The sequence below is a fragment of the Thermofilum uzonense genome (assembly GCF_000993805.1).
Taxonomy (GTDB): Archaea; Thermoproteota; Thermoprotei; order Thermofilales; family Thermofilaceae; genus Thermofilum; species Thermofilum uzonense.
In genome coordinates this window covers 1,508,792-1,534,033 of sequence record NZ_CP009961.1, presented here as the reverse complement: position 1 = coordinate 1,534,033, position 25,242 = coordinate 1,508,792, and the positions used below count along the sequence as shown (strand labels likewise).

The window sequence follows — 25,242 nt, the reverse complement described above, 5'->3', positions numbered from 1 at the left end:
TGCACAACTTAATTCCCAATATAAACTTTACATTTAAAAACTTTTACTTATTCATTGGAGTAATCTTATATCTTTAGAACAATATCCGTGGAGTTTGTAATTTCTTTAATAATCCTTCTCACCGTTAAAGGCGAGACCTCCGCAATATTAGCTATTACATCCTGGTTAAGCCTGATCCCGGTTACACGCAAGAAAAAGTAGATAGTTGCGGCTGCCAAACCGTTAGGCTTAGTTCCCTGAAGATACTTTGAAAACTCCTCCGAGGCCTTGAGCAGTAGGTTTTGAGGGATTCTGTGAAAAAACGTTAGAACCTTACCTTTCTCCGGCGAGCTCTTTAACTCTTGTTCTATTCGACTAGTTATCTCTGGCAAATAGTGCCCAGGCTTCCTAGGAGTTGAGGGCTTCGGCGAATCAATATAGCCTTCTCTTACGAGAAACCTATAAAACCTGTAAATCCTCGTAATGTCCGACTCGGATATTTTCTCAAGCGTTTCTCTAGTGACCTTAACGTTTGGGTATTTTTTCGAGACAACATATAGGAGCGTTGCTATCACGAGCTTATGGCTTCTACCCTTCAAAACCCTTCCCTCTTGTAGTTTTTGAAAAAGCTTCCGGACCTCTTCTATAACATACTCGGGCACATTATACGTGCGCTGAACGCTCGAGAGATACATATCATACCTAACAACTCTAGCCTCATCCTGCTTCAGTAACCTCCGTCCTAGGGGATATTTTTTAATGAGTGATTTAGGCGTAGTGTCAGGGTTCCGCGACATTTTCTCGCTGTGAACTTTCATCCTGTACTCGTCCTTCGACCTTGGGATAAATGGCTCCCAGACTGGACCGTAAATATATCCACAATCAGGGCATATATATTCCCCAGAATCAGGGTTAAAGACAGGCGGCTTGGTTGATCCACAAGAGGGACACTTAACGTCGACCACCGCCTCCCCCCTTCCTAACCTTCCTTGCGCCTCGGGGCGTCCCCTTCCAATAAAGAATCTTCCCTATAAATGCCTCAGGCTTCCATCGACTCTCATCAACCTTGACCAAGACATAGGGAGAATTCACCGGACCTATAATATCGTATATATATCCTATCTGCGCCATTTTCTCGTCAAAGACACGCTCCCCTATCTCCGGAACCTCCTGCGCCTCAACCAGGAGATTCTTAGCACGAGTATAAAGTCTAACTTTCCCTAGAGGCCTCATGAAAACTTCTCCTAAGTAAAGAGCATTCACTACTTTAAGATTTTCGCCGAAGGACTACAGGCTCTCCAAATATACAGGAATACCCGCCCAATCACTTTTACAACGTTACATGGATCAAAGCATGTCTTTGTCTCTTAATGAAATATAATTAAAGAGAAGTAAGCATTCCCTAGAGATCATTTACGTAACTTTAAACTCGGGAGAGGTTTATATTTGAGACCAAAACAAATCTAAAGTGGTAGATATGTCTGTACTGTATCTATTTCCATCGCCCTTCGCCCTCTACTTACTCAATGAGAACGCGGAGCCAATTAAATATTATCAGATGTACCAAGCCCCCGATTTGGCCTCTATTGCAAACTACTTATACGAACTAGAACAAGGGAGGCTATCTGAAAACGCTCTCAAGTTCATCATGGAATCAACGAAAACTGGTGATACGATAATAGTCGAAGACGAAGATCTTGGACGGTTTCTCTCCTCGAATTTACGGAATATTAAGGTGGAGCACTCCCCCAACAACACTGTTTTCGCGAGAGCACGAGAAAAAATTGTTGTTCTCGTCGAGAAAACGCTAGGAATAAAGGAGGACGAGTACTACAAGATTCTACGCGATGCAGCCCTACATCTTGCTAGGCTAAAAGTAAAAGAGGTAGCCGAAAAGAGAGACCTATCCATAGCCCAGGCCATTAACGCCCTCGACGATGTAAACAAGACGATAAACCTCTTCGCGTCGAGAGTAAGAGAATGGTATAGCTTACACTTCCCCGAGTTAGATTCATTGGTTGAGGAACACGAGGACTACTTCAAAATAGTCAGTAATGCTGGCTTTAGAGAAAAAATTACCAAGGAATCACTAGTCAAGCTTGGTATTAAGGAAGAACTTGCAAATAAGATCGTCGACGCGGCAAGCAAAAGCATGGGCGCGGATCTCACCGAATTCGACCTTGAGGCCATCAGGCTGATCTCAGATACTGGTCTTCGCCTCTACATCGTAAGACGAAGCCTTGAAAAGTATATTGACGAGGCAATGTACGAGGTTGCTCCAAACGTAAGGGGACTCGTAGGCTCGCTACTGGGTGCCAGGCTCATCGCACTTGCTGGTGGGCTAGAAAAACTAGCCAAACTGCCTGCCAGCACGATACAGGTTCTAGGCGCAGAGAAGGCGCTTTTCAGGGCACTCAGATACGGCGCCAAGCCTCCAAAGCACGGCGTGATATTCCAGCACCCCTTAATTCACAAATCGCCCCGATGGCAAAGAGGAAAAATCGCAAGAGCACTAGCTGCGAAGCTGGCGATAGCAGCACGTATTGATGCATTCTCAGGCGAGTATCGAGCCGATGAGCTTCGAGAAGATTTAGAGAAGAGAGTCGATGAGATAAAGAAACTTTACGAGAAACCTCCTTTAAAGAAGGAGAGCGAGAAGCCTAGAAGGGTTAAAAAGGGTAAAAAACATTGGAAAGGTGATAGGAGATGATTAGAGCTATAAGTGTTCAGGAACATACGAGTTTCCCGGCTGTCTACGTCGTGTCTTTCGAGGACGGAAGTGAAAGATTGGCAACGGTAAACCTGGCACCAGGGATAAAGGTTTATGGGGAACAGTTAATTGTCCTAGAGGGAAAAGAGTATAGGATATGGAATCCATACAGGAGCAAGCTAGCGGGTGCCATATCAAAGGGACTGAAAATCAATCCCATTCGGCCAGGTACAAAGGTTCTCTACCTAGGAGTCGCCTCGGGAACCACCCCCAGTCATGTCTCCGATATTGTAGGCCCGAAAGGTATCCTCTATGGCGTCGAGTTCGCCCCCCGCGTCATGAGAGAATTTATCGAGAAAGTAGCCAATCACAGGATGAATGTGATCCCTCTACTAGCTGATGCAAGGTTCCCCTCAAAGTACGCGCACATAGTTGAGTCAGTAGACGTCATCTACGCGGACATAGCGCAGCCATTCCAGAGTAAGTACGTGGCAGACAATGCTGACATGTTTTTGAAAAAGGGCGGATGGATAATGATGGCGATCAAGGCCATGAGCATCGACGTAACTAAAGCTCCATCCGAGACATACAAGAAAGAAATGGAGCATCTTGAACAGCGCGGGTATAAAGTGCAGGAGTCGCTACACCTAGAACCTTACGACGAGGCCCATGCATTCATAGTGGCTCAGAAAGAATAGCCTACAGAAAGCATCATTTTCCACCACCATAATAACTCTGCTCATGTGATCATTTTGAATATTGAACTACAAAAGAAAAAAATGGTACTAGCTTACCGTGAGCCTAAAGACCTCTTCGAAAGAGCCGTTGAGGCTTGCAAGAGACGACCACCTCCGCCCCGGGTGGAAAAACTCGAGAGAATGAGACTCGACGCTCAACGATGCATAGAAAGATCTTTTAAGGTTGTAGACACACGTCTCAGGGCAATAGTAGAGACCAGTCCCTATCTCGACGACCTTCACCCACTCTTCCGTGATCTTCTACTTCTGAGTGTGGATCCCAATGAGTATAAGAAATGTGCAGCAAAGCTTGCCTCTGCCAGAAAAATCATTAGGAAAATCTACTCTGAGTCAAAAAGGAGGATAAAATCCTCCGCAAGTCAAGCCGAGGCAGTCAAGGCGAGACGGGCGTTCTTTGGACGAACACTATCTGTCTTGAAAAGCTTGGAAAACTGTTTCTCCACAGTAAGAAACGTCCAGGAAGCCTTCCTAAAGCTCCCAGAGATCGACACTGAGATCCCATCAGTAGTGATAGCGGGAGCACCCAACGTTGGAAAATCAACCCTCCTGAGGGCACTCACGAATGCCAAGCCAAAGGTCAGCCCGTACCCGTTTACCACGAAAGAATTACAAGTCGGCATTCTTGACCTCAAATGGTCCAGGGTTCAACTATTAGATACCCCTGGTTTACTGGACACGCCTCTCGAAGAGAAGAACAGGATAGAGCTCCAGGCCGTACTCGCAATCCGACACATATCCAAGCTCATACTGTTCGTAGTGGATCCTACGGAGATGTGTGGATTCCCACTAGAATATCAGAGGGCTGTTTACACAGGCATAGCAGGAAACTTTCCCCATATCAGACAAATAATAGTCCTAAACAAGATAGATGCTGCTAACGATGAACATCTTACTAGATTTAGGCAAGTCTTCCAAAACCTGGAGTTTATCGGTATATCCGCCGAGAAAAAGCAGAACCTAGAGAAACTAATCGAGGCTATCGAGGAAGCAATTGAGGAAAAGACTAGAAAGGTTTAACCGGAGAAATTGCTCCGCAAGCCATGCATTTGATCTGCATGATCTTCTTCTCCTTTACGAGGAGTGTGTCTGGGCTTTCGCATATGGGGCACTTTACATACTCGTTGAAGAACCTCTCCAAGAGCTTGTTCAGAAGCTGTGGAGAGACCTCACCCTGAATAACAGCTACCCCCTCATCGTATACGCCTGGAAGAGCTACTTCTTTAAGAAGAAATCTAAGCAAGACGTGAGGATCCCTGTTGAGAGTTTCTGCGACTTCCTTAAAGTTTATAATATAGACCCTTTTACCCGTAATGTTTACCTCGAACCTCGGTAATACAAATCTCTCTCCCGTTGATTTTGACCTGCGCCGGGGCAGTAGTTTATACGCTCTTTCAAGCAGTTCATCATACGAGGCGAAGTCACCTTCCATACTAGTCATTATCCTCACTCTCTCAAGGATAGCAACATATTAAGCTTTTCCGGCTACCACTCAGCTTACAATGTACAACGTTAAGTATGAGGTCAGGCAGGCGGTGTTATCTCAACAATCTCCTCGACATAACCCGAGTTGACAAGCTCCTTGGCAAGCCTTTTGGGAAGATAAGCTATGTCACCCTTATTGAATGGCCCCAGACTCAAGTCATGGTCGATTATGCGTGGATACGCCTTCAAGAAGAAGACAAGGGTTTTCCCCTCCTGTTTCACTTCGCTAACTATTGGAGGAGATCTAGAGCTTTCACCCCCAGGCTTCTGGGTGGAGCTCGTTTCACCCGTCTTTGGGGCATTGTCTTTCACGTCCTGACTAGGCTCCAGGGATTTCAAGGCGTCGATGATTTCAAGGAGGATTTTCTTTTCTAGTATTGGCAATGTTTCCACGTCGAGCTTAGAGGGATCTGTGACGAGCATCATAAGCTCCTTGGAAAGCCTCAGGATCAACATGACCTTTAGAGTATTTGATATGCTTCTCGCTAAAACCCTCTCACCTCTAAGCTTGTTGAGCTCATTAACTGTCCTTTCATAGAAATCTTTCTCAAGTCTTTCTAAATTCCTGTTCAATAGCTCGCTTATGAATTTAGCGAAGATGTTAGAGTAATCCATTGGTATTCCCTTGAGGTTCTCTAGACGTCCCCTCTTTTTCGGCGTTGAACATGCCGATAAGTGTTTTTATCTCCTCTAGAGTCTTTTCATCCAGCCCCAAATTTTCAGCGGTGTTAGCCGGGAGGGTTTCCATTGTTTCCCGGAGTTCATAAGGAAAAACCACCCAGTCCTCTACGATTTTAACGTAGTAATCCGGGAAGGGGTTAGCCCAGGGCTTGACATACGGGGCAGCACTCCTAACAATTCTGGGTTTAAGACTCTCGACATAGGCCAGGACAGCTTTCAAGGTTTCACCCGTGTCGACAATGTCGTCGACTATCAGTACACTCCTACCCTTAATTATACTCTCATCTATATCTGCTGAGATTACGGGTTTGTCCCGAGTGGTTCCGACACCCTTGTAAAAGGAGACCGGAAGGTTTACGAGCTCTTTAACTTGCAGGAGATCTGAGAGAATCCGTCCGACGACTAATCCTCCCCTCACAACAACGATAAGTCTTTCAGGGATAAAGCCGCTTGAAATAATTCTCTTAGCCAACTCTAAGGTGTCACTGAATAGTTCGCTCCATGAGATCGTTGTAATTTTAGGGGATCCACCAACCATATATCTAATAGTTTAAACGGCAAATTAGCTTTATCGCCTCTTAAGGGGTTAAACCTCCCCCTCATCTAATCCTTGGATCGGCTCGTGTCCAGCCTCACGCCCGTATACTTCCTCTAGCACGAGAAGGGCAGCGTTCGGCGGTATTAGACCTATCTCCGTGATTATCCCTGTTATGTAACTTGATGGCGTGACGTCAAAAGAGGGGTTAAGTATTTTTAACTTGGGATGCTTGTCTAGAAACTCTTGAGATGCTACTTCTGTTGGAGCCCTCTCTTCTATAACTACTGGCTCGCCCCAGACCGTGTAGGGGCTGAACTTGTAGGTCTCAGTTGCCACATAGAAGTCAGTCCTCCTTTCGTGAGCTATCAAAGCTATAAGGCTCGTGCCAATCTTGTTGACAACTGCACCGTTAGCTGTCACAGTATCAGCACCCACTATGACCTTGTCAATTCTACGAATAATGCTTCTAATGCTTGAGTCCGGTATTAGAGTTATATCCGCGCCAGCATCGAGAAGCATCCTGGCAGTGATATGTCCCTGATACAAGGGACGGGTCTCCGTGGCAAACACCTTAATGTTTTTTCCCTCACGAATCGCACGCCGGATGATAGAGGCAACAGCCTCGCTGTTACAATGCGTAAGAATGTTATCTCCGTCCTGTACCAACCTGCTCCCGATCTCGGCTATTCTCTCGAGAGCATCCTCCGAATATTTTATGAATGCTGAGGCACGTTCTAAAAGCATTCTCCTCGCCTCCTGCACGCTTTTCAAATCCCGAGCCTTAAAGAAGGGATTCACCACAAAGCTTACCGCGTTCGGAAGCGAGACAGCCGTGGGACGAGTCTTTACAAGATACTCAGCAACGAACCCGATGTACCTCCTAAAGTCTTCCAAGTCGTCCCCAGAATATTTCTCCACGGCCATGCTGAGAGCCCGAGCCGCGGCTCTCGCAATCCTCCCAGCGCCCCGTATCCTCATATCCTTTATGTCACGCGCTATCTCGACAACCTCCTCAGGGAGAGCTCGCTCCATCATCTGTCAACCCGTGCCAATTCCATGAGAGTCTCTTCAAGAAGAGGAGGTTTAGGAGGCCACCCGTAAAGGTCGCGAACAGTCATTATAGCAAAGGATGGCGCTACAAGGCCCTTCTCAGTTATGATCGCGTCTATATACTCGGGTGGTGTGACGTCAAATAGAGGGGCCCTTATCTTTACCTTATCCAACCCTTTCTTTAGCAACATTTCCCGCATTTCACTGGTATCAGCTTCAGGTATCTCCACGAGTTCGCCGACAAGTGTTTCAGGGCTAAACTTCAAAGTTGACGTCACCACGAACACTCTGACTCGAGCCTCGTGGGCTGCGAGCGCAATCTGACTGGAGCCCACCTTTGTAACATTCGCTCCATTAGCGGTGACGCTCTCAGAAGAAAGAAAAACCTTGTCAACATTTTTCATTACAAACCTGACCGCCGAGTCAACGATTAGAGTAACGTCTAAGCCCAGTGAGACAAGCTCTGAAGCCATTCTGAATCCCTCGCTACCGGGCCGCGACTCGGTTACAACCACCTTTAAATCTTTCCCCTTTTTAACCGCGTTTTCAAGGGTTCTCTTCACGAAAATACTGTAAGAAGTTGTAAGCAGGGTGTCACCCGACTCGATTCTCTTCTCGGCTATCGCGGCGGAAGATTCAACAGAGTCATGAATACGCCCCTTTAACTCTTCCACCTTCCTTCTGGAAAGCTCCAATATCTCCTCAATGCTGCTTTCCTTGTTCTTCAGTATTACTTGTGCAAGTTCCCGTGTAGCGTTCACTAGCAAAGCAGACGTGGGACGCGATTTCACAACTTTAAGTGCAAAATTAGCAAAACTGCTGAGCTTTTTCTCGGACTCAAGAACGTCAACCATCTTATTCAAGGCGAAGATAACCACCTCGGAAGAACTATGAATTCGTCCCGACCTTATGCTTTCAATAACCTCCGAGTAATCGATCTTACTCATCACCCATCACCCTTTTTAAGCCGGCGGCTAAAGCCGGAGCTACACTAACGCGGGCAAATGGGTTAGGAACGCTGTTCGTGGATATAATATCTTGTACACCGGAGGCAAATATCTTTGACTCCGCACCGCTCACGAAAAGACCGTGCGTACAGGCAACAAGTATTTCGCCCGCTCCCATAGCTTTTATATTCGAGGCTGTCTCTGCAATGGTAGAGCCAGTACTAATAATGTCGTCAACTATAACTACTCTGCCTTTATACGGGAGACCTCCTCTGACCTCGACGTCCTCATCACCCCTTCTCTCTTTCCTTAGAACTATGTACGGCGCGTTAACCTTTTCTGAAAAAACCCTAGCCCACTGTTCAGCCTCTTCATCAGGACCGACGACCAGGGAAAAATCACTATATCTTTGGGAGAGATAACTTGCGAGTTCGTTCATGGCAGTCACATTGACTGCTTTGATGTGAAAGACCTGCTCCATACTCTTAAACCTGTGAAGGTGCATATCTACCGTAACAATGCCTGAAACCCCAAGCCCCTCCAGCATTTCTGCCACGATCCTCAGGCTCTCGGCTTCCCCGGGATTGAACTCCTCATCCTGCCGCGCATAAGGGAAGTACGGCAGGGCCAGTACAACTTCACGAGCCCCCTTCTTGAGAAGAGTCTTCACCGTCAGGACACTCTCAACTAAGGCTGAGTTAGGCCTTCTCCCAGCACACTCGACGAGGAAAACTCTTTTCCCACTAACACCTAACGGAACCCTTACATAGAGCTCTCCGTCGGGAAACTCACGGGTAATCACTGGCTGAAACTCTACTCCCAGTATTCTCGAGACCTCGAGTCCGATGGCTGTACATGTAGAACCGCCTAACACTATCAACTCATTCATGATTTTTCAGGATAAAGGCACACTAACTTCTTATTAGGCTTTCCTACTGCGCAGGGCGGTTTAGACTTCATCCCTCCAACTGTCAGCTATACGTGAAGCCTTCCTTAGAGTCCCAGTGGTTTTCATCACATATATGCTCGAGGAACGATCCAACGTTAAGGAAGCTCTAAAGATTTTCAAGCCCTCGCGTCTAACCCTTATAACGGAAATCCCACGGTCATTACGGTAGACAACCTTCGGGAGCACTCTAGAGAGACCATCAACGCCGAAGAGTTGGAGTATAAGACTGGTTACTAGTCCCTCGATCTCTTCTGGAGACTTTGAACTATCCTTGACACGGACCACGACGTATCTGTGCTTGACGTCCCTCATACCAGGGCAACAGTAATTAAGCCGTAGATTCAGCTCCTAAAATATTTTTCACCTGGAAGAGATCTACTAAGGATACTTAGAGTAGCAGGGAATGAAACACTTACAGCGTCTGGTTTACACGATGGTTTAAATAATCGAAAAAATGGGTAAGAGATATTGTTAGAACCGTTTAGGAAAAGAAATAAATTCCTTCAAGATATAATTCAAAACATGGCTTCAAAAACAGCATCTCTCCTGCCACTGTATAAGGAATTATACCTCCGCTCACTTACAGGAAGACTCGTTGGAGAACATCTCTTCGATGGGCTCAAGAGGGTAGCCGTTCTAACGTATCCCGACAGAATATGCGCCGCCATGGCCGCATCCGCACTAACATCCTTCACATATGTTACGGGATATAGAGATGGAATAGGCGTAGTTTTTACCTACGAGAAGGAGAGAATTGAGGAGATAGCAAAAGAGATAGTCGAGGAAAAATTCGAGGCAGTATATATCTCATACGGTGGGGAGCAGAAGCTAAGCACGGTCAATGAAGCCACCATAGAGACCCTTAAAGCCCTAGCAAAGGCGAGATTCAAGGGAGTACTAGCTATTCACGTGCGGGTATGGCTGGCGACAAAACAACTATCCACTGTACTGTCACACGAAGATCTTAAAAAATACTTGGAGCAGTTGCCTGAGATCAGGGTCTTCACAGCAGACATACCAAACAAGAAATTCCTGTTCCACAGAGTAAAGCTTTCAGAGGGCAAAACGAGCTTAGCCACATACAGGGAGTGTCTACTAACAGATGAACATGTAGACCTCCTTAAAGGCTCGATACCTCCTCCAGAATAACCCGGCAACCTAATCGAGTATCCTTTCAAAATTATTTCTCTTTTTCTCTTATTAACCTATTACGAGCAGTCGGCGTGTTAAGCTTTATCAGCTTTTACGCGCACACCCTCTACGGGTCTTATCCCAAGTATCCTTTCCCTGTTCTCATGCAATCTTTTCTCGATAAGCGTTGAGGCTGACTTGACCAGAACTGAGTAATCGGCTCCCAGTGTAAGCTCGGCGAAAGAGAACAGAGCCCTCGGATCAATACTTCCATCCCCTCCACTAGATACGAGTACTGGCAACTTCTTCGCTATAATCTTTTGCAGCGAGGTGCGGGCGTGCATAATCTTCTTGGAAAAGATTAATGGGTCCGCGTCCCACATGTATGAAAAGGGGACCTCTACCAGCTTCTCGTATTCTGCTATGTAAAGGATATCACCACGGAACAGCCTTGGAGAGACACCTGGGACTAACGTTAGAATGTCAATCCTCCTGTCACGACTCGCAAAGGCTATAGATTCACGAGTTAGTCCCTCAATAGATGCTAAGTCGCATAACCTTCTAGCCCTAGCTAGGAAACTCTTAGCCTTTCCCTGACCCGAGACCTTAAGGTGACATCTCAAGTATAATTTGTGATTATCCTCTTGGAGAATATCTAGAACCCTGCGAGCGGCTCTAAGTTTCTCAAATGCCTCTCGTACATCGCTGGAATCCTCGATTATATAGACAATAGCACAGCCGGCGTAGCCGAGTCTTGACGCTCTCGTGTAGAGACCTTTAAGTTCGTACGGGTCTAGGTTTCCGACGAGGCCGCAGAAAACGTCGTAGAAACGTTTCCGTTTCATGATAAAACTCCTAGCTCCTTGAAAACTGATTCAAAGTCGCCACGCTTGCGTAGATGGGGCTTAAACTTTATAACGCATTTAATCACTTCATCCCCCTCGCTGAGTTTCAGATTCCCGTAGTACGCCTCCTGTTTATCGAAACGCAGGTAGAGACGCCCCCTGGCAAATCTTTTCTCAAAATCATCTAATATGCTTTTGATGTCCCCCTTTGGGAGATGGGAGAGTATATAGAGCGTTATCTCGTCAACTTGGGACTCTGGGAAATTTAGGCTAAGGAAGACTATAGGGTTCCCATAGTAACCATAACTGATGCTTTTCTTTACATCAACATATTCTAGGTTCCTGAGGTCAGGAGGAAGAAGGTTTTTCACGGCTTGAAGGACTCTTTCCTCTTCCTCTGTAGCGTGGATAAAACTAGAGATCTCGACGGATGTTGCTAACCTTGTCTTTTTCATTTTGAGTCTTTCTCCTCGCCTCCAGGAGACCACTCGAGGTTTGCTTTCTGTAGGATCTTTAATAGCTTTTCACGGGTGATCCTGTAGTCCTTCTTCACGCTGAACCCGGATATCCACCTCCTCTCGGGGTCGTTCTTTACAGCAGGATGGTTAGGGTCAGCCATGACTACCTCATACCATTTGTAGACTCCGTCTTCACCAACCCAGTATGAGCCAAGGACTACTAGATTTGGGAACTTCCTAGCTGCTTTTTCTTCAGCTATCCATTGCAGGCTCTTGTGAGGACTGTAGCCCTCGACGCCCATTCTCTTCGGCCTCCTGCCACTGCTTGGACGTGGCCTGTTCAAGCCGCCCTTTCTGACACGAACCCTGGCAACGACATAGCCCTGTTTAGCCTTGTAGCCTAAGGCTCGTGCACGGTTTATCCTTGTAGGCTTCTCGATTCTAACCACGGTGGGCTCTCTTCGCCAGAATATGAATCTTTCCTTCATGAGCTTTCCGTGATCCCCCTTGAGGGGTCTCTTCCAGATTTCAGCGAGGTATTTCTGATAGCCCATGAGATTCTCCCACGTCAAGATTACCCCTCCATACATAAAGTTTTCTTTTTCAGATAGAGCTCCACGCGTCCAGAATCGTTTTCAGGTCTGCGCGTGTCCTGAAGCCCTTGTCGTCAAAGTGGGTGTGAGAGGAGGGGTAACCAAGAGAATTCAGCCGGGTTATCAGATCATCAGGAGATACTTCGTGCGGGAGCTGGAATCGGGAGGCTATACTCTCGGTAGTGAAGTAGAAGCTCTCGTGGTGCAGCTCCTCGACGACTCTTTTGGCGAGTCTAGCCCCCTTCTTACACAGCCCTAGGGCGGTCACCCGAGACGTATAATGGTCTAACACTTTATTAGCGGCCTCATCGCCCCATAAGCTTCCCAGCCATAAGGGGCCTCCCAATACGGCTACGCCGCTAGGTGCCAGCTTGCCAGGCAGTCCATAAAGCTCCCGTAGAATGATCTTGTGGCGCTCCAGCGTTTCAGGGTTGTAGAGTATGAGACCCGTGTTTTCCTCGAGAAAACTACTTTTGGAGCTCTTTTCAATTATGACGCAGACTCTAATGTGATGATCAAGATAATATGTATAGAAGGGCCTTATACGCCTTCCTAGCTTAGCCGCTTCACGGGCGATAAAATAAAGAAGGATTCTAGCCGCCAGTTCACGTGAAAACTCCGACTTGAAGCTTAGAGAGAAGTATTTCCTGACACAGGCTGCAGGGTATTTTCCCAAAAGAGGTGGAAGGTCCGTTGCCGTGACGCAGAGCAGTCCTTTGTGCCTCAAAGCCCTTATCGCTGGATGGACATAAGGGGCCGGAGTCCCGAAGGGGTCGACGTCCACAATATCCGCCCTGAGAGAGGCTAGCAAGATGTGCGCCTCCTTATTCTCAACCGATGCTACATCCCGCAACCCGTTCAAATCGACATTCTGTCTTGCAAGGTCTACCGCCCTGGGATTCACGTCGTTCAAAATCACCCTTGAGATGCCCTCGACCTCGAGCGCATACCGTATCCCCCTCACGCCTGTCGCACTCATCACGTCGATAACCGTCAGGTTGCTTCTCCCGGTTAGCTGTGCGTAAGCCGCGACAACCGACGTTGAAATATCTCTTGAGCAACGCATCCTAGGATTGTAGAAAACCGGGGCCCAGGCAGGGTCAACAAATCCAGAGGCATCGGCATACTCGCTTAGATCGCAATGTCGTAGTACGGCTTTCCCCTCGCAAGTCTCCCGTATCCTGCAAAAGTCGGTCATGAAGTCAGCCTTACTGGAAGTGAACTTGCTGGCCTTCTCTCTTGAAGATGTTAAGGATGGCATCTCTGACTTTGCGTGGGTCCTTGCTCTTAACTACAACGAGGTTCTCCTCATCCCCTACCTCGTCAAGCGTGTTAGCTATGACGACAAGGGGGGTGTGAGTGTGCTCGGAGACCTTGCTAGCTATCATGATGTCTTTACTCGAGGACTCCTCTTTTATAGCTATCTTGACGTTTATCTTCTCGCGTGCGAACTTCACACCCGCGTCGAAGGGCACCTTGGAGAATACATAGTTCTTGAAGCCATAGGATCTAAGCTCTATGAAGACGGAGCGAAGTATAGCATCCCTGGGTTCAGAGTCTGGGGCCTTTATTTTCTCGTTGAAGATTTCCTTCAACGACTCTGTCGAGACCTCCTCGAAAATAACATCCCCGAAAAGCTTTTCTAGCTTCCAAGCGACGTCCAGGCTAACGTCACTCTCTCCCTCCTCGTAGTTAACTATAGCCTTGTTAGAGACACCTATCCTCCAGGCCAGCTCTCCCCTGCTCAACCCCATTTTTTCCCGAAGCTCCTTGAGCTTTTTACCCCTCACTTTGACGTATACGCCGCCGTGAGAGAAGTAGATGAGAGGTGCCCTGCCTCCAGTAAATAGATGCTTGAAAGTCTCGTGGCTCACCACCGGGATGTTGTGGCGAGAATATACAATGCTCTCCTCCAGCTTTTCTCCTGAAATCTTATTGGAGAGTATAATGGGAAGCGCGTCCAGGAAATCAGCTATAGTTTTAAGGGTGTTCGCTGTCCCCGGCGTTATCTTAGATGCGTCGTCAGACTCCTTTGCGAGAACCACATTCTTCTCAGCTACTAGTATATAGTCTATGCAATATTCACTTTCAGGGAGTTTCACATAGAGCGGTGAAGCATGCCTGGGCTTCTCCTCAGTCATATCTGGAGCCACGATACCCCGCTCTCTTAATTAGAAGACCTAATGGAAACTTATAAACTTATGTACGGGAGGTTCTCAATAGACACAAGGCTTATAGCCTAGCATATTTTGTTTTTAAGCGGTGTAACTGATGGGAGAGGCAGAGTTCCTCCCTGGTACTACAGTGGGTATTAGGGTTGCTGATGGTGTTGTGCTTGCAGCTGAGAAGAGGGTCTCCTATGGTCTATACCTGATGAGCAAGTCGGGTAAGAAGGTCTACAGGATACTTGACCGAATGGGCATAGCTAGTGCGGGACTTATGGCGGATATGCAGACACTGGCGAGAATCGTTGAGGCTGAAATGCGTTTGTACGCGTTGGACGCTGGGATTTCGCCTAGTGTATGGACAACGGCTAAACTGCTCTCTTATGTTCTCTATGAAAGGAGACTTTTCCCCTACTTCGCGGAGATAGTTGTCGGAGGGATAGACGAGGGTGGCTCTCATCTATACTCGCTCGACCCTATAGGAGCTATTATTGAAGATGACTATGTTGCGCTGGGAACGGGAACCCAGCTGGCGATAAGTATCATCGAGGACGCATATGACTCCTCTTTAAGCATTGAGGAGGCGGAAAAGCTGGCCGTGAAGGCAGTAGAAGCCGCCATGAAACGAGACGCGGCTAGCGGGGATGGTATAGACGTTCTAACCATATCAAAGGAGGGTGCTCGAGAGAAAAATCTTACCTGGCCTCTCCCCCGCTGAGACAAGATATGCATCCCGCACATTATCTTTTTTAAACAGCTCCCGATAGATAGTCTTGAAGATGGTCGTGTCTGAGGAAGTCTTTTGGCTTCTCGACGTTAGCTATGATGTGGTTAACGGGGTACCGGAGGTTAGATTGTGGGGTATTAGCGAGGCTGGCGAGAGGATAGTTGTCATCGACAAGAGTTTCCGCCCGTATTTCTACGTGCTGCCGGCCGGCGAGAAAATAACCGATGAGCTGCTGAGGTCTCTCCAAACGAGTCTTTCCAAGATAAAAGTGTTATCTTTAGAGAGAGTAGAAAAGAAGTACTTCGGTAAACCGGTCGAGGTCGTCAAGATAACCTTGTCGGATCCTCGAAGTGTTCCAGAAGCGCGTGAAGCCGCTGCGAAAGCCAAGGGTGTAAAGGAGGTTCTAGAGGCCGACATCAGGTTCTACATGAGGTACATGGTTGACAATGATGTCAGGCCCAGCGCCTGGCACAGTGTAAAGGTGAAGGAGGCTGAGAAACCACGTGTATGGCGGGTAGACCGTGTATTCGAGGCTGTGACGCCTCCGGAGCCCGTAGAGGAACAGAGACTTCCTGGTCTAAAAGTGTATGCCTTCGACATAGAATGCTATAACAAGTTTGGAGAACCGGATCCCGAGAGAGACAACATTGTCTTGATAAGTAGGGCGACGAGGAATGGCATAGAGACATTCGAAGCAGAGGACAAGAATGATTCTAGGCTGATTAGAGAGTTCGTAGATGATCTCTTAGAGGAGGATCCGGACGTAATCGTCGGGTATAATAGCAATAGGTTTGACTGGCCGTATATTCTGACGCGCGCCCGTAAAAACGGGGTAAAGCTGGATATAGCTAGAAGTACTGGCGAGCCTGCCCAAAGCGTTTACGGACACTACAGCATAGTTGGGCGTGCTAACATGGACCTCTACGACTACGCCAGCGAAATCCCTGAGGTCAAGATGAAGACCTTGGAGAATATTGTCGATTATCTCGGGCTGGTAAAGAAAGAGGAGAGGACGCTAATAGACCCGATGCTAGTCTATCAGTATTGGGATAACCCGTCCCAGCGTGACGTTCTAAGGCGCTATAATAGGGATGATGCGTTAAGCACATACAGGCTTGCCGAGGCAGTTTTACCTTTTGCCATCCAACTTTCAAGCCTTGTAGGGCTCCCATTGGACCAGGTCTTTGCGGCTTCAGTCGGTAACCGCGTGGAGTGGCACCTTATCCGCAAAGCATATTCTTTTAATGAACTGGTGCCGAACAGTAAGGAGAGGCCCCTTGAAACCTACGCTGGCGCTATTGTCCTTAAGCCTGAGCCCGGCATACACGAGAACATAGCTGTTTTGGACTTCTCATCTATGTACCCTAATATAATGATCAAGTACAACGTGTCGCCTGATACCTATGTTCCTCCAGACCTCGAGGTTGATCCAGAAGAAGTTAATATAGCCCCGGGAGTCGGTCACAGGTTCAGGAAGAGTCCAAAGGGGTTTTACTCAAAGGTACTGGAAGATCTACTAGAGGCAAGGCGAAAGATCAGGGAACAGATGAAGAAGCTCGACCCTGACAGCGATACCTTCAGACTGCTTGACGAGAGACAAAAGGCCATAAAGGTTGTCACTAACGCTACCTATGGGTATAGCGGTTGGAGCGTTGCAAGGTGGTATATGAGGGAGGTTGCAGAGTCCACGACGGCCTGGGGTAGAGAGCTTATAAAGACCACCCTGTCACGCGCTAAGGGTCTCGGCCTCCACGTGATCTACGGTGACACGGACTCTCTTTTCCTGGAAAATGATCCCAAGAAGGTTCAGGAACTCGTTGACTATGTGGAGAAAAACCTCGGCTTTGAGATAAAGGTAGATAAGGTCTATGTCAAAGTATTCTTCACAGAGGCGAAGAAGAGGTATTGTGGGCTTTTACAGGATGGTAGGATAGATGTTGTCGGGCTTGAAGCGGTTAGGGGTGACTGGGCAGAGATATCCAAGGAGATTCAAGAAAAGGTCATAGAGATCGTCCTGAAGGAAGGAGATCCCTGGAAGGCTGTGGACTATGTGAGAAAGGTCATTGCAGACTTGGAGGCAAACAAGATTCCCGCACAGAAGCTAGTCATATGGAAGACGCTTTCTAAAAGCCTTGACGAATACGAGGTAGACGCGCCACACGTAAGGGCTGCCAAGATTATGGCCAGTCAGGGTTGGCGGGTGGGCAAGGGGTCTAAGATAGGCTATATCGTGGTTAAGGGCGGGGAGAAAGTCTCTGAGAAGGCTCTTCCCTTCTTCATGCTGAAATCGCTCAGCGATGTTGACACAGAATACTATACTAAACGCCAGATTATACCTGCAGCTTTACGCATCCTGGAATATTTCGGCATAAAGGAGGAACACTTCTATAAGGGTAAGAAACAGTCCTCTCTATTCGACTTTGCCTAGATGTTATAGGAGATAGAATAGGAGTATGTAGACGTTGGTTGTCAAGTCGTAGACAGTGTCGGAGATATCTTCAAGCATCTCGGCGACGCTTAGGAGTAGGAGGGAAGTACTACTTGAGACGTTCGAGTCTAGGATGCTGAAGATCGTGGATCTATAAATTGAATCTATCTTGTTTTCAAGCTCCGATATCTGCTTGATAGAATCTAGGGCCTGTGCGGGGTTTGACTGTAGTTTATTGAGAAGTTCATCCATGGTCTGTAGCATTCTTCCTAGTTCTTCACTCATGTTTATGAGCCCGTCCTTGATGTTGGCGGGGACAACCCAGTTGCGCTGTATTAGAAAGCTTAGCCTGTTCGTGATGCCGCTTAGCCTGTCTATGATTGCCATTATTCTAGAGCCTATTCTGACCCACTCCTCCTTGTGCTCAAGCATCCGCGAGATTTTGGAGAGATAGGAGAGGTACTCTGTTTGAAGATCCTTGGTCTCGTTCTTCATCCTCTGGGCGTTTTCCAAGAGTTTCTTCTGCTCCTCGCGTTGAGTATCGTCTTCGATGGTCTTCAAGACCCGGGCTATGTCGTTGAGTATTGCCTGTGCGAGGGTAAGCTCCTTGCGTAGGATGGCTATTAGTTTAGCGTCGGCTATTGAGACGCTAGACACTCGTGCTCACCTCTCTAGCTCTTATAGTTGCTATTGTGTTATCAGCCACCCCCAGAGTTTTAAGCTCGTCGGTGTTGCACCAAACCTCGTTGGGAGGTACCTTGTCGAATGTTTGGCTCGAGAAGTGTAGTTTTTTCTTGCCGGCTATCACGACTTCAATCTCGGAGGTTATCCCGAGCTCGGCCATTGTTGAAGGATTCATGTAAGCCTTGCCCTCCGGCACCTCATCTTTTCTACGAATCCTTAATCTCCTCTCCTTCCTCTGCATTCAGACACCGAAGCTTAAACGTCGAACATTAATATATTTTATTTGCGTGAAGCTTATGACTTAGAGGATGCTGGCACGCCTAACCCGTAGAGGCTTGACTGTGTCAGGATATACAGCGTAGATAATTCCCCGTTTAGCTTTAAACCTTGTTCTTGATATTGTATCAGCTTGGAAACCTATCTTGAGAAGATCCTGGGGGTACGGGTTATGAATCAAGATGAGTTGTGAGTTTCTCACGACTCGCTCTGAAAGGTCGTCAAGCCTCTGCGAGACAGCTATGACTTGTTCGCCGAACTTCCTGACTTCCAGGAAGAGCCTCTCACCTATGGAGGGGGGGTCCCACCTGGCCCTGTAAGGAATTATATTCCATGCCTCCTCGATCAACGTGGCGTGAAGTATCCTTCCTGTGATTCCTCTAGCGAACACTGAAAAATCATAAAGGTGTTTTAAAATGACCAGGGCTAGTAACCCTCTGTACTTTAATGGGAGCGTGCTTAGATCGACGATGACGTTGTCTTCAAAAAGGAAATAGGGGGCTTCATCACCGTTCAAAACCATGCCCATAACGCCCTCGTTTAGTAGAGATAGCCTGCGGAGCAGGGCTGCCTTGACTTCAAACTCCTTGTAGTCTCGTGAAGGTTGATCCTCCACGGCTTCTATAAGATACGAGAGCTTTAAGCCATCTTTGCCTCTCTCTTTAAGGCTTTTAACTAGAAAATACCATTGAGGTTCAGTCAACTGGAAGACCTGAGACAAGAGGTCGACCACAAACTCCACGTCGATCTTGTCGTGGCCGGCGAGGATATTCATCGACAGGTTCTCACCGGGAACATATCTCTTCAGACCCTTGTATTCACCGTGCCAATCAAGTATCAAAACACTTACCCCTTTCTTTACGTACTCCTCGACAAGAACCTTAGCGGTATTCGTCTTACCTGACCCGGTTGGACCTATGATAAGTATGTGGCTGTCAGGTATCTTCAGCTTGCCGAAGAACCTATTTGATAGGTTTACGCTCAACTGCCTAGAAAGCATCACCGTTTAAATTAGCGAGGCTTAAATCGTTGCGAGATATGTTAGACACGTAATGGCTGAAGAACGCGTGATAACCGTTGATGGACACCTGCGGGTGCTACCATCAGAGATTAGGGCAGAGAACATTGTAAAGATCGGGGCCGCTGTATCGTTGAATCTAAGTTTTAAAGATGTAACTCTGCGTGCAAGGAAAATAAGCACAATTGGAGTAGTAAAGAGTCTTTACAAGTGGAGATCGTTTCAAGACTACACTCTCAGCTTTGAAGAGCATGAAGTGATTGTTCGTGTCTGGCCAGATAAAATACCGGTGGAGACGATGGGTTGGCTTGTCGAGGGTACGCCCGTGCTGGTATATGGGATGATAAGGGAGTTCAACGGTGTCATCTATGTCTCGGCAACTCTCATTAAAAAAGTCCCTGAGACCTATTTCGAGGTATTTAAAAGACAATTAGTCGTTGACCGCGAATTGATTTTGAGAAGTATAACTCCCACGAAAACATAATAAGCAATTCTCCGATTTGAATAAATGGTAAAAGCGGATGCCCTCTAAACGAAAAAAGGAGGAAAAACAGCCTAGTGGTGTAGACCTCACAGCATTCCTAACACCAGGGTCAGAGGAGAAGAAAACTGTAGAGGGGGAAAAGAGGGAGGAGCCCGGTATAGGGGCTCTACTGACAGAGGAGGTTGAAGAGTTAATACTTGAACGTTTGAAGCCGGAGGGCGGGGGGCTTACGCGCAGTCAACTCTACGAGTGGAGTAAGAAAAAGGGGATTAAGCCCGCTGTTTTCTACAAGGCCCTTACATCGCTTATCGAGAAAGGTGTAGTCGTCAGAAAATTTGACCCTAGCAAGGAAGAATATGTTTTCCAACTCTCAGGAAGCCCTTAAACCTTGGTAAACTTCCTTTTGAGCTCTCTGTACTCCTCCTGAGGAACCTTCATGGCCTCCCTCTTACCGTCATCCGTCAGGTTTACCTCGTATCCAGTCATTGAAACATAGCCTTTATCCTTCAACCCTCTTAGAGCCTCCGCGAATCCAGCAACAACACGTGCAAAGTTCGGGTTCTTGCGGGGGAGAAACTCCTCAGTGATAAACTCTGCTAGATACTCCTCAGGGGTGTTGCTGCTAGCCTGGAAGTATATTTTCCCGCCATACTCATAGTAGATATATGCAAGCACGAACCTTTCGACTCCCGTAAGGCTCACGAAATCACCACTGAACCCTTCCATTGATGCCGTTATAAGCGTTTTGCAACCAGGATTAGGAGTAGGCTGAGGATTCATTCACGCTATCCCCAAGTGACCAGAAGTGCATATGAGGTGCGGCCGCCGGGATTTGAACCCGGGTTCTCCGCGCCTACAGGGCTCTGCGGCTTGGGAGGCCGCCATCCTACCAGACTAGACTACGGCCGCACCACACGTATTAGTAAGGGTTTCACTCAAAAATTTTTTGCCACACACGAGGCACTAGGAAATCGATGAACGAGAGACCGGCTAGTAGGATATAGTGCCGGGGCCGGGATTCGAACCCGGGAAGACCGGATAGCTCATCCCGGTTGATTATGAGTCCGGCGCCCTAGACCAGGCTAGGCGACCCCGGCTTGAAAAATAAACTACAGAAAGAAAATATATCCGTTACGCTGCTCCTCTAGAAGGAAACACGGGAAGCGTATATCTTCTGGCGCATCTCATCTATGAACGTCTCTACTCCTCTGATGCGTGGCAATCTAGACATGACGTCGCGTTCAGTAAGTATACCTATAGGCCTCTGACCCACAGCCACCATGAGGGCCCCTACATTGTGGTTCTTCATCTTTAGTATGGCTTTTCCCACGTCCTCTTCAGGATCGACTGTTAACACAGGCCTGCTTGCAATATAGGATAGGGGCACGCCGTAAACAGCCTCCACTCTCCCAGAGCTCAATGAGTTCAGAGACTCCTCTGATGCTAGGAAGCCTATCATGTCCTTAACAGTGACGATCCCCTCCAGAGCACCACCCGAGATCAATGGGAGTCGACGAACCCTGCGCTCAGACATAACCTTCATTCCCGCAGCAAGAGTATCACTGGGCGACAAACTGACAAAATTACTCGTCATGATCTCCTTGACTTTAACATGGGTTTCAATATCCGCGAAAAGAGAGATCAGATGACGCTCCGAGATAAGCCCCCGCAACTTTCCATCCCTGTCAATAACGGCCAAAGCCCCAACCCCCTTCTCCAGCATCGTCTCAACAACCTCCCTTAAATCAGAGTCGACATAGACGAAAGGAGGCTTATAACTCAGTTCTCGGGCCTTCGTCGCTCGGAGAGCCTTCAACACATCACCGCCGAAAAGCCCCCCTACAACCGTCTCGAACCTTTTACCACCTAAAAAGTCAATAAGATCCCTCACAGAGACCATGCCGACAAGCCGACCATTACCGTCCACCAGAGGACAATGCCTTACACGCTTCGAGGCCATTCCTAGGAACACGTCCATTAGTGAAGCCTCAACATCAAGATACAGGGCGGGAGGGTATCGACCAATATGAATCTCGCTAACTCTCATCGTCATATACGTAGAAGGGGAGGTTAAAATTTGTTATCCAACTAAAAATGAATTAACAGTTGACGAATAAAAACATCAAAAGAATGAAGAAAATGAATTCGCGCCGCGCAGGAGATTTGTGCTCAGGCTTACACCAGTAGACAGCCTCGGGCTATTGGGAGTGGCCGGCTCGCACCTCGGAAACCCTCGGTGCCTACACCGCCACCCCATCAACCCCGTCTTCTACGGGTGCCCTCGTCCCGGCCACAAGCCTCGTCGCCGAGGCCCAATGGCCGGGAATGGCCGCCTCGTCTCGGGGTGGGTTTCCCGCTTAGATGCCTTCAGCGGTTACCCCTTGCGGCGTGGCTGCCCGGCAGTGCCCTACCGGACAACCGGTAAACTAGAGGCCACGGCCCGCCGTTCCTCTCGTACTGAGCGGACCATCCCCTCAGGCGGCCAACGGTCCCGGCAGGTAGAGTCCGACCTGTCTCGCGACGGTCTAAACCCATCTCACGTTCCCCTTTAATGGGCGAGCAGCCCCACTCTTGGCCCCTGCTGCAGGGCCAAGCTGGGAAGAGACGACGTCTGGGTACCAAACCGCGGGGTCGATGTGAACTCTCGCCCGCGACGAGCCGGTTATTCCCGGGGTAACTTTTCTGTCATGCCCGGCCCCCACCGAAGGGGGCACGAGCGTTCGCTAGGCCCCGGTTTCCCGCCTGCGCCCCATGCGTTTAAGGGCGCAGTCAGCCCGGCTTTTGGCCTTGCCCTCTACGGCGGAGTTCTGACCCGCCTGAGCCGAGCTTTGGGCACCCCTGATACCTTTTCAGGGGTGTGCCGCCCCAGCCGAACAGCCCACCTGGCGCTGTCCCCCAGGATCGCCCCAGGGTTAGGGATACAGCCACGAGTGAGCGGTGTTTCATGATCGCATCCACCAGCCCCGGAGGACTGGTTTCATCGCTCCCGCCTACGCTCCGCACCCGCAGCCGTATCCCAACGCCAGGCTGCTGTGAAGCTCCACGGGGTCTTCTCGCCCCACCGGGACTCCCAGGACTCTGCACCTGGTTGCGGGTTCAGCGGGTCCCGGGCTGGGACAGTGGGGACCTCGTTGATCCATTCATGCGCGCCGGAACTTACCCGGCAAGGCATTTGGCTACCTTAAGAGAGTCAGAGTTACTCCCGGCCTTCAGCGGCGCTTCGCCCGGTTGTACCCGGGTTTCACGTACCGCCAGTGGCCAGGATTCAGCCCCCGTACTCACCCTTTCGGGCTCGCGGGGACCTATGTTTTTATTAAACAGTCGGGTCCCCCTTGTCACTGCGACCTGCGGTCCCAGGGGTAGGCCCCAAGACCGCAGGCACCCCTTATCCCGAAGTTACGGGGCTAATTTGCCGAGTTCCCTAGCCCGGGTTACCCCGCCACGCCTTGGGCTTCTCACCCAGGGGCACCTGTGTCGGTTCTCGGTACGGTCGTGGGGGATCCTTCCCCACTCCCTTTTCACTGGCCCCGGGAGTCGGGGGAACCCGCCTAACGGCGGGCCCATCACGCCTTCACCCGTTTCTCGCCATGACGGCACTCCACGGGCTTCAGCGCTTGGATAGGGCGGTGGCCCTACTCCCCCTATCCCGCGGCGTCAGGAGTGGGGCCTTGCGTTGCCGCGAAGCGTACCCCCACGGCAGGGGAATATTAACCCCTTTCCCTTTCGGCGGCACCGGTTAAGGGCCGCCTTAGGACCGGCTAACCCTCAGCCGACGACCGTTGCTGAGGAACCCTTGCCCTTTCGGCGGAGGGGATTCTCACCCCTCTTGCGCTCTTACTACCGCCGGGATTTTCGTTCCGAGCGGATCCATCGGACCTCACGGCCCGACTTCTAGTCCACCCGGACGCCCCCCTACCGGATCACCCCACAGTGTGGGGTGCCCCGGGGTCTCGGCGGCCGGCTTAGTCCCGCTAATCTTCGGGGCCCCCCGCCTCGGCGGGTAAGCTGTTACGCACTTCTTAGCCGATGGCTGCTTCTAAGCCTACGGCCCCGCTGTCTAAGGCGGGGGACACCCTTCTGGCTTGACACTTTAGCCGGCACTTAGGGGCCTTAACCCCGGTCTGGGTTGTTCCCCTCTCGGCCTGGCGGCTTATCCGCCAGAACCCGTCTCCGCCCATCTACGGTGCCAATCGGTTCGGGGTTCGAAAGGGAGCCGGGGCCTTTCGGCCCCTAAACCCCCAATCGGTGCCCTACCCGATTGGCCACCTCCGGGCGGGCCGGGCTGGGACCCGCTTTGGGGGGAACCAGCTATCACCGAGCTTGATTGGTCTTTTGCCCCTAGGCCGAGGTCATGGGAACGAATTGCACGTCAGAACCCCTTCGGGCCTCCACCCGGCTTTCGCCGGGCTTCACCCTGCCCCGGCCTAGATCGCTCGGTTTCTGGTCTCACGGCTGTGACTCCGGGCCCTTTCAGACCCCGCCCCACACCGGTCTGACGACCAGCTACGGGCTTGTCGGTTTCCCTGCGCCTTCGGGGCTTGACCCCCTTAGGCTCGCCACAGCCGTGAACTCCCCGGCCCGTGTTTCTAGACGTAAGGCGTGACCCCGGTCCCCTCCCCTCGTACTACCCGGTCGCCCGGGGTTCCTTTAGGGAGGATCGACCCTTTCGGGCCACGCCACCTGTAACCGTCCGGTTTCAGGCTCTTTTCACCCCCCTTCCGGGGTGCTTTTCAGCTTTCCCTCACGGTACTAAGTTCGCTATCGGTCTCGGGACGTATTTAGCCTTGGAGGTCGGTGCCCCCCAGCTTCCCACAGCAAAACCAAGCCGTGGTACTCAGGGACACCCGCCATCTCCCCCCTCGGGTTTCGCCTACGGGGCTGTCACCCTCTGCGGCGGGGCCTTCCAGCCCACTTCGGCTACCCGAGGCCGGGAGGACGCGGGGCCCTACAACACCACATCCGCCCAGGCTTATCGCCTAGGAGTTCGGTTTGGGCTCTCCCCCTTTCGGTCGCCCCTACTCAGGGGATCCCTGTTGGTTTCTTCTCCTCCCCCTACTAAGATGTTTCCGTTGGGGGGGTTCCCGCTCGGTACTCCCCGAGAGGGTTTCCCGAGCGTTACGGGCTATTCGCCCGTAACAGGAGGTCCCATTCGGCGATCCTCGGATCAAAGCCTGCATGCGGCTACCCGAGGCGTATCGCCGCTTGCCACGGCCTTCCTCGGCGCCCGAGCCTAGCCATCCACCGGACGGCTTCGAGCTGTCTACTGGTGTAAGCCTGATCTGCACACTCCTGCGCGGCGCTCATCATCCCCCATGGCGTCGCATGGGGGCTTGCGCCCT

The 25,242-nt window shown here is 49.7% G+C and carries 27 protein-coding genes, 2 tRNA genes and 1 rRNA gene; 8 read left to right on the top strand and 22 right to left on the bottom strand.

The features are described 5' to 3' along the window. Positions 1-65 precede the first annotated feature (65 nt). Entirely contained in the window at positions 66-944 is an 879-nt protein-coding gene (locus MA03_RS08090; protein WP_191118564.1) for a TFIIB-type zinc ribbon-containing protein, read from the bottom strand. Next, positions 931-1,212 carry an H/ACA ribonucleoprotein complex subunit GAR1 gene (locus MA03_RS08085; RefSeq protein WP_191118563.1) on the bottom strand — a complete coding sequence of 94 codons (282 nt, stop codon included), beginning with the start codon at positions 1,210-1,212 and terminating at the stop codon, positions 931-933. Before MA03_RS08085 ends, MA03_RS08090 begins: the two co-directional genes overlap by 14 nt. Positions 1,213-1,456: 244 nt before the next feature. On the opposite strand from MA03_RS08085, the gene MA03_RS08080 reads away from it, so the two are divergent. The 3 genes from MA03_RS08080 (at position 1,457) to MA03_RS08070 (ending at position 4,464) form a co-directional block, all read left to right on the top strand. Further along, positions 1,457-2,689 (top strand): C/D box methylation guide ribonucleoprotein complex aNOP56 subunit, encoded by a 1,233-nt coding sequence (locus tag MA03_RS08080; protein ID WP_052884754.1) that lies wholly within the window; start codon positions 1,457-1,459, stop codon positions 2,687-2,689. Then, positions 2,686-3,387, top strand: coding sequence for a fibrillarin-like rRNA/tRNA 2'-O-methyltransferase (locus tag MA03_RS08075; RefSeq protein ID WP_052884753.1), 702 nt, complete (start codon positions 2,686-2,688; stop codon positions 3,385-3,387). The genes MA03_RS08080 and MA03_RS08075 overlap by 4 nt, the downstream gene beginning before the upstream one ends. An 81-nt stretch (positions 3,388-3,468) precedes the next feature. Further along, on the top strand, positions 3,469-4,464 hold the full coding sequence (locus tag MA03_RS08070) for an NOG1 family protein (protein WP_191118562.1): 996 nt from the start codon (positions 3,469-3,471) through the stop codon (positions 4,462-4,464). On the opposite strand, the gene MA03_RS08065 is transcribed toward MA03_RS08070, so the two are convergent. The 7 genes from MA03_RS08065 to MA03_RS08035 form a co-directional block, all read right to left on the bottom strand. Then, positions 4,451-4,885: a translation initiation factor IF-2 subunit beta gene (locus MA03_RS08065; RefSeq protein ID WP_191118561.1), complete on the bottom strand. Its 435-nt coding sequence runs from the start codon at positions 4,883-4,885 to the stop codon at positions 4,451-4,453. The genes MA03_RS08070 and MA03_RS08065 overlap by 14 nt on opposite strands. Before the next feature lie 83 nt (positions 4,886-4,968). Further along, a complete protein-coding gene (locus tag MA03_RS08060; protein ID WP_052884750.1) occupies positions 4,969-5,544 on the bottom strand; it encodes a DNA replication complex subunit Gins51 in 576 nt (191 codons plus the stop codon). Further along, complete coding sequence (locus MA03_RS08055; RefSeq protein WP_052884749.1) at positions 5,531-6,148, bottom strand: phosphoribosyltransferase; 618 nt, start codon at positions 6,146-6,148, stop codon at positions 5,531-5,533. Before MA03_RS08055 ends, MA03_RS08060 begins: the two co-directional genes overlap by 14 nt. 48 nt (positions 6,149-6,196) lie before the next feature. Continuing rightward, positions 6,197-7,180, bottom strand: coding sequence for a ribose 1,5-bisphosphate isomerase (locus tag MA03_RS08050; RefSeq protein ID WP_052884748.1), 984 nt, complete (start codon positions 7,178-7,180; stop codon positions 6,197-6,199). Continuing rightward, positions 7,180-8,145, bottom strand: a complete 966-nt coding sequence (locus MA03_RS08045) for a translation initiation factor eIF-2B (RefSeq protein WP_052884747.1) — start codon at positions 8,143-8,145, stop codon at positions 7,180-7,182. The genes MA03_RS08050 and MA03_RS08045 overlap by 1 nt, the downstream gene beginning before the upstream one ends. Next, positions 8,138-9,034, bottom strand: a complete 897-nt coding sequence (prs, locus tag MA03_RS08040) for a ribose-phosphate diphosphokinase (protein ID WP_052884746.1) — start codon at positions 9,032-9,034, stop codon at positions 8,138-8,140. The genes MA03_RS08045 and prs overlap by 8 nt, the downstream gene beginning before the upstream one ends. Positions 9,035-9,094: 60 nt before the next feature. Next, complete coding sequence (locus MA03_RS08035; protein ID WP_052884745.1) at positions 9,095-9,406, bottom strand: Rpp14/Pop5 family protein; 312 nt, start codon at positions 9,404-9,406, stop codon at positions 9,095-9,097. A 210-nt stretch (positions 9,407-9,616) separates the two neighbouring features. Between MA03_RS08035 and MA03_RS08030 the strand changes: the two genes are divergently transcribed. Beyond that, entirely contained in the window at positions 9,617-10,243 is a 627-nt protein-coding gene (locus MA03_RS08030; RefSeq protein WP_052884744.1) for a hypothetical protein, read from the top strand. Between the two features lie 77 nt (positions 10,244-10,320). Here the strand turns inward: MA03_RS08030 and MA03_RS08025 are convergent, their stop codons facing one another. Genes MA03_RS08025 through MA03_RS08005 form a run of 5 tightly spaced genes read right to left on the bottom strand, consistent with a single transcriptional unit; the run spans position 10,321 to position 14,262 of the window. After that, positions 10,321-11,070 (bottom strand): PHP domain-containing protein, encoded by a 750-nt coding sequence (locus tag MA03_RS08025; RefSeq protein WP_052884743.1) that lies wholly within the window; start codon positions 11,068-11,070, stop codon positions 10,321-10,323. After that, positions 11,067-11,525: an RNA-binding domain-containing protein gene (locus tag MA03_RS08020; RefSeq protein WP_052884742.1), complete on the bottom strand. Its 459-nt coding sequence runs from the start codon at positions 11,523-11,525 to the stop codon at positions 11,067-11,069. The genes MA03_RS08025 and MA03_RS08020 overlap by 4 nt, the downstream gene beginning before the upstream one ends. Beyond that, complete coding sequence (locus MA03_RS08015) at positions 11,522-12,082, bottom strand: 50S ribosomal protein L15e (protein ID WP_052884952.1); 561 nt, start codon at positions 12,080-12,082, stop codon at positions 11,522-11,524. The genes MA03_RS08020 and MA03_RS08015 overlap by 4 nt, the downstream gene beginning before the upstream one ends. Positions 12,083-12,131: 49 nt before the next feature. Beyond that, positions 12,132-13,382: a hypothetical protein gene (locus tag MA03_RS08010; RefSeq protein WP_191118560.1), complete on the bottom strand. Its 1,251-nt coding sequence runs from the start codon at positions 13,380-13,382 to the stop codon at positions 12,132-12,134. Further along, positions 13,330-14,262, bottom strand: a complete 933-nt coding sequence (locus tag MA03_RS08005) for a helix-turn-helix domain-containing protein (RefSeq protein WP_052884740.1) — start codon at positions 14,260-14,262, stop codon at positions 13,330-13,332. The genes MA03_RS08010 and MA03_RS08005 overlap by 53 nt, the downstream gene beginning before the upstream one ends. 130 nt (positions 14,263-14,392) lie before the next feature. Between MA03_RS08005 and psmB the strand changes: the two genes are divergently transcribed. Next, positions 14,393-15,004 (top strand): archaeal proteasome endopeptidase complex subunit beta, encoded by a 612-nt coding sequence (gene psmB, locus MA03_RS08000; protein WP_052884739.1) that lies wholly within the window; start codon positions 14,393-14,395, stop codon positions 15,002-15,004. Positions 15,005-15,071: 67 nt separating this feature from the next. Continuing rightward, the gene (locus tag MA03_RS07995; RefSeq protein WP_236944878.1) at positions 15,072-17,441 is read left to right on the top strand and encodes a DNA-directed DNA polymerase; all 2,370 of its coding nucleotides are present in this window, start codon (positions 15,072-15,074) and stop codon (positions 17,439-17,441) included. Positions 17,442-17,444: 3 nt separating this feature from the next. On the opposite strand, the gene MA03_RS07990 is transcribed toward MA03_RS07995, so the two are convergent. Genes MA03_RS07990 through MA03_RS07980 form a run of 3 tightly spaced genes read right to left on the bottom strand, consistent with a single transcriptional unit; the run spans position 17,445 to position 19,401 of the window. Then, entirely contained in the window at positions 17,445-18,098 is a 654-nt protein-coding gene (locus MA03_RS07990) for a DUF47 family protein (protein WP_052884737.1), read from the bottom strand. After that, positions 18,091-18,366: a hypothetical protein gene (locus MA03_RS07985; RefSeq protein ID WP_052884736.1), complete on the bottom strand. Its 276-nt coding sequence runs from the start codon at positions 18,364-18,366 to the stop codon at positions 18,091-18,093. Before MA03_RS07985 ends, MA03_RS07990 begins: the two co-directional genes overlap by 8 nt. 60 nt (positions 18,367-18,426) lie before the next feature. Next, the gene (locus MA03_RS07980) at positions 18,427-19,401 is read right to left on the bottom strand and encodes an ATP-binding protein (RefSeq protein WP_052884735.1); all 975 of its coding nucleotides are present in this window, start codon (positions 19,399-19,401) and stop codon (positions 18,427-18,429) included. Positions 19,402-19,453: 52 nt separating this feature from the next. On the opposite strand from MA03_RS07980, the gene MA03_RS07975 reads away from it, so the two are divergent. Both MA03_RS07975 and MA03_RS07970 read left to right on the top strand, forming a co-directional pair. Next, entirely contained in the window at positions 19,454-19,903 is a 450-nt protein-coding gene (locus MA03_RS07975) for an RFA2 family protein (RefSeq protein ID WP_052884734.1), read from the top strand. Positions 19,904-19,940: 37 nt separating this feature from the next. Next, positions 19,941-20,288, top strand: a complete 348-nt coding sequence (locus tag MA03_RS07970; RefSeq protein ID WP_052884733.1) for a hypothetical protein — start codon at positions 19,941-19,943, stop codon at positions 20,286-20,288. On the opposite strand, the gene MA03_RS07965 is transcribed toward MA03_RS07970, so the two are convergent. From MA03_RS07965 to MA03_RS07945, 5 genes are all read right to left on the bottom strand, one after another. Continuing rightward, positions 20,285-20,683 (bottom strand): helix-turn-helix domain-containing protein, encoded by a 399-nt coding sequence (locus MA03_RS07965; RefSeq protein ID WP_191118559.1) that lies wholly within the window; start codon positions 20,681-20,683, stop codon positions 20,285-20,287. The two genes, MA03_RS07970 and MA03_RS07965, sit on opposite strands and share 4 nt — an antisense overlap. 37 nt (positions 20,684-20,720) lie before the next feature. Continuing rightward, positions 20,721-20,812: transfer RNA gene (locus MA03_RS07960), tRNA-Gly, on the bottom strand. Positions 20,813-20,907: 95 nt separating this feature from the next. After that, positions 20,908-21,000 (bottom strand) — tRNA-Met (locus MA03_RS07955). Between the two features lie 47 nt (positions 21,001-21,047). Next, positions 21,048-21,950 (bottom strand): CBS domain-containing protein, encoded by a 903-nt coding sequence (locus MA03_RS07950; protein WP_052884731.1) that lies wholly within the window; start codon positions 21,948-21,950, stop codon positions 21,048-21,050. A 134-nt stretch (positions 21,951-22,084) separates the two neighbouring features. Further along, positions 22,085-25,169: ribosomal RNA gene (locus tag MA03_RS07945) — 23S ribosomal RNA — on the bottom strand. Between the last annotated feature and the right edge of the window lie 73 nt (positions 25,170-25,242).

Excerpts from the sequence above, each read along its gene's own strand:
- MA03_RS07950 (WP_052884731.1), bottom strand. The coding sequence starts at position 21,950 with ATGAGAGTTAGCGAGATTCATATTGGTCGATACCCTCCCGCCCTGTAT.
- MA03_RS08060 (WP_052884750.1), bottom strand. The coding sequence starts at position 5,544 with ATGGATTACTCTAACATCTTCGCTAAATTCATAAGCGAGCTATTGAAC.
- MA03_RS08020 (WP_052884742.1), bottom strand. The coding sequence starts at position 11,525 with ATGAAAAAGACAAGGTTAGCAACATCCGTCGAGATCTCTAGTTTTATC.
- MA03_RS08065 (WP_191118561.1), bottom strand. The coding sequence starts at position 4,885 with ATGACTAGTATGGAAGGTGACTTCGCCTCGTATGATGAACTGCTTGAA.
- MA03_RS07985 (WP_052884736.1), bottom strand. The coding sequence starts at position 18,366 with ATGCAGAGGAAGGAGAGGAGATTAAGGATTCGTAGAAAAGATGAGGTG.
- MA03_RS08035 (WP_052884745.1), bottom strand. The coding sequence starts at position 9,406 with ATGAGGGACGTCAAGCACAGATACGTCGTGGTCCGTGTCAAGGATAGT.
- MA03_RS07975 (WP_052884734.1), top strand. The coding sequence starts at position 19,454 with ATGGCTGAAGAACGCGTGATAACCGTTGATGGACACCTGCGGGTGCTA.
- MA03_RS07970 (WP_052884733.1), top strand. The coding sequence starts at position 19,941 with ATGCCCTCTAAACGAAAAAAGGAGGAAAAACAGCCTAGTGGTGTAGAC.
- MA03_RS08075 (WP_052884753.1), top strand. The coding sequence starts at position 2,686 with ATGATTAGAGCTATAAGTGTTCAGGAACATACGAGTTTCCCGGCTGTC.
- MA03_RS07965 (WP_191118559.1), bottom strand. The coding sequence starts at position 20,683 with ATGAATCCTCAGCCTACTCCTAATCCTGGTTGCAAAACGCTTATAACG.
- MA03_RS08050 (WP_052884748.1), bottom strand. The coding sequence starts at position 7,180 with ATGGAGCGAGCTCTCCCTGAGGAGGTTGTCGAGATAGCGCGTGACATA.
- MA03_RS08030 (WP_052884744.1), top strand. The coding sequence starts at position 9,617 with ATGGCTTCAAAAACAGCATCTCTCCTGCCACTGTATAAGGAATTATAC.
- MA03_RS08080 (WP_052884754.1), top strand. The coding sequence starts at position 1,457 with ATGTCTGTACTGTATCTATTTCCATCGCCCTTCGCCCTCTACTTACTC.
- MA03_RS08045 (WP_052884747.1), bottom strand. The coding sequence starts at position 8,145 with ATGAGTAAGATCGATTACTCGGAGGTTATTGAAAGCATAAGGTCGGGA.
- MA03_RS07980 (WP_052884735.1), bottom strand. The coding sequence starts at position 19,401 with ATGCTTTCTAGGCAGTTGAGCGTAAACCTATCAAATAGGTTCTTCGGC.
- psmB (WP_052884739.1), top strand. The coding sequence starts at position 14,393 with ATGGGAGAGGCAGAGTTCCTCCCTGGTACTACAGTGGGTATTAGGGTT.
- prs (WP_052884746.1), bottom strand. The coding sequence starts at position 9,034 with ATGAATGAGTTGATAGTGTTAGGCGGTTCTACATGTACAGCCATCGGA.
- MA03_RS08070 (WP_191118562.1), top strand. The coding sequence starts at position 3,469 with ATGGTACTAGCTTACCGTGAGCCTAAAGACCTCTTCGAAAGAGCCGTT.
- MA03_RS08025 (WP_052884743.1), bottom strand. The coding sequence starts at position 11,070 with ATGAAACGGAAACGTTTCTACGACGTTTTCTGCGGCCTCGTCGGAAAC.
- MA03_RS08085 (WP_191118563.1), bottom strand. The coding sequence starts at position 1,212 with ATGAGGCCTCTAGGGAAAGTTAGACTTTATACTCGTGCTAAGAATCTC.
- MA03_RS08010 (WP_191118560.1), bottom strand. The coding sequence starts at position 13,382 with ATGCCATCCTTAACATCTTCAAGAGAGAAGGCCAGCAAGTTCACTTCC.
- MA03_RS08005 (WP_052884740.1), bottom strand. The coding sequence starts at position 14,262 with ATGACTGAGGAGAAGCCCAGGCATGCTTCACCGCTCTATGTGAAACTC.
- MA03_RS08055 (WP_052884749.1), bottom strand. The coding sequence starts at position 6,148 with ATGGTTGGTGGATCCCCTAAAATTACAACGATCTCATGGAGCGAACTA.
- MA03_RS08015 (WP_052884952.1), bottom strand. The coding sequence starts at position 12,082 with ATGGGCTATCAGAAATACCTCGCTGAAATCTGGAAGAGACCCCTCAAG.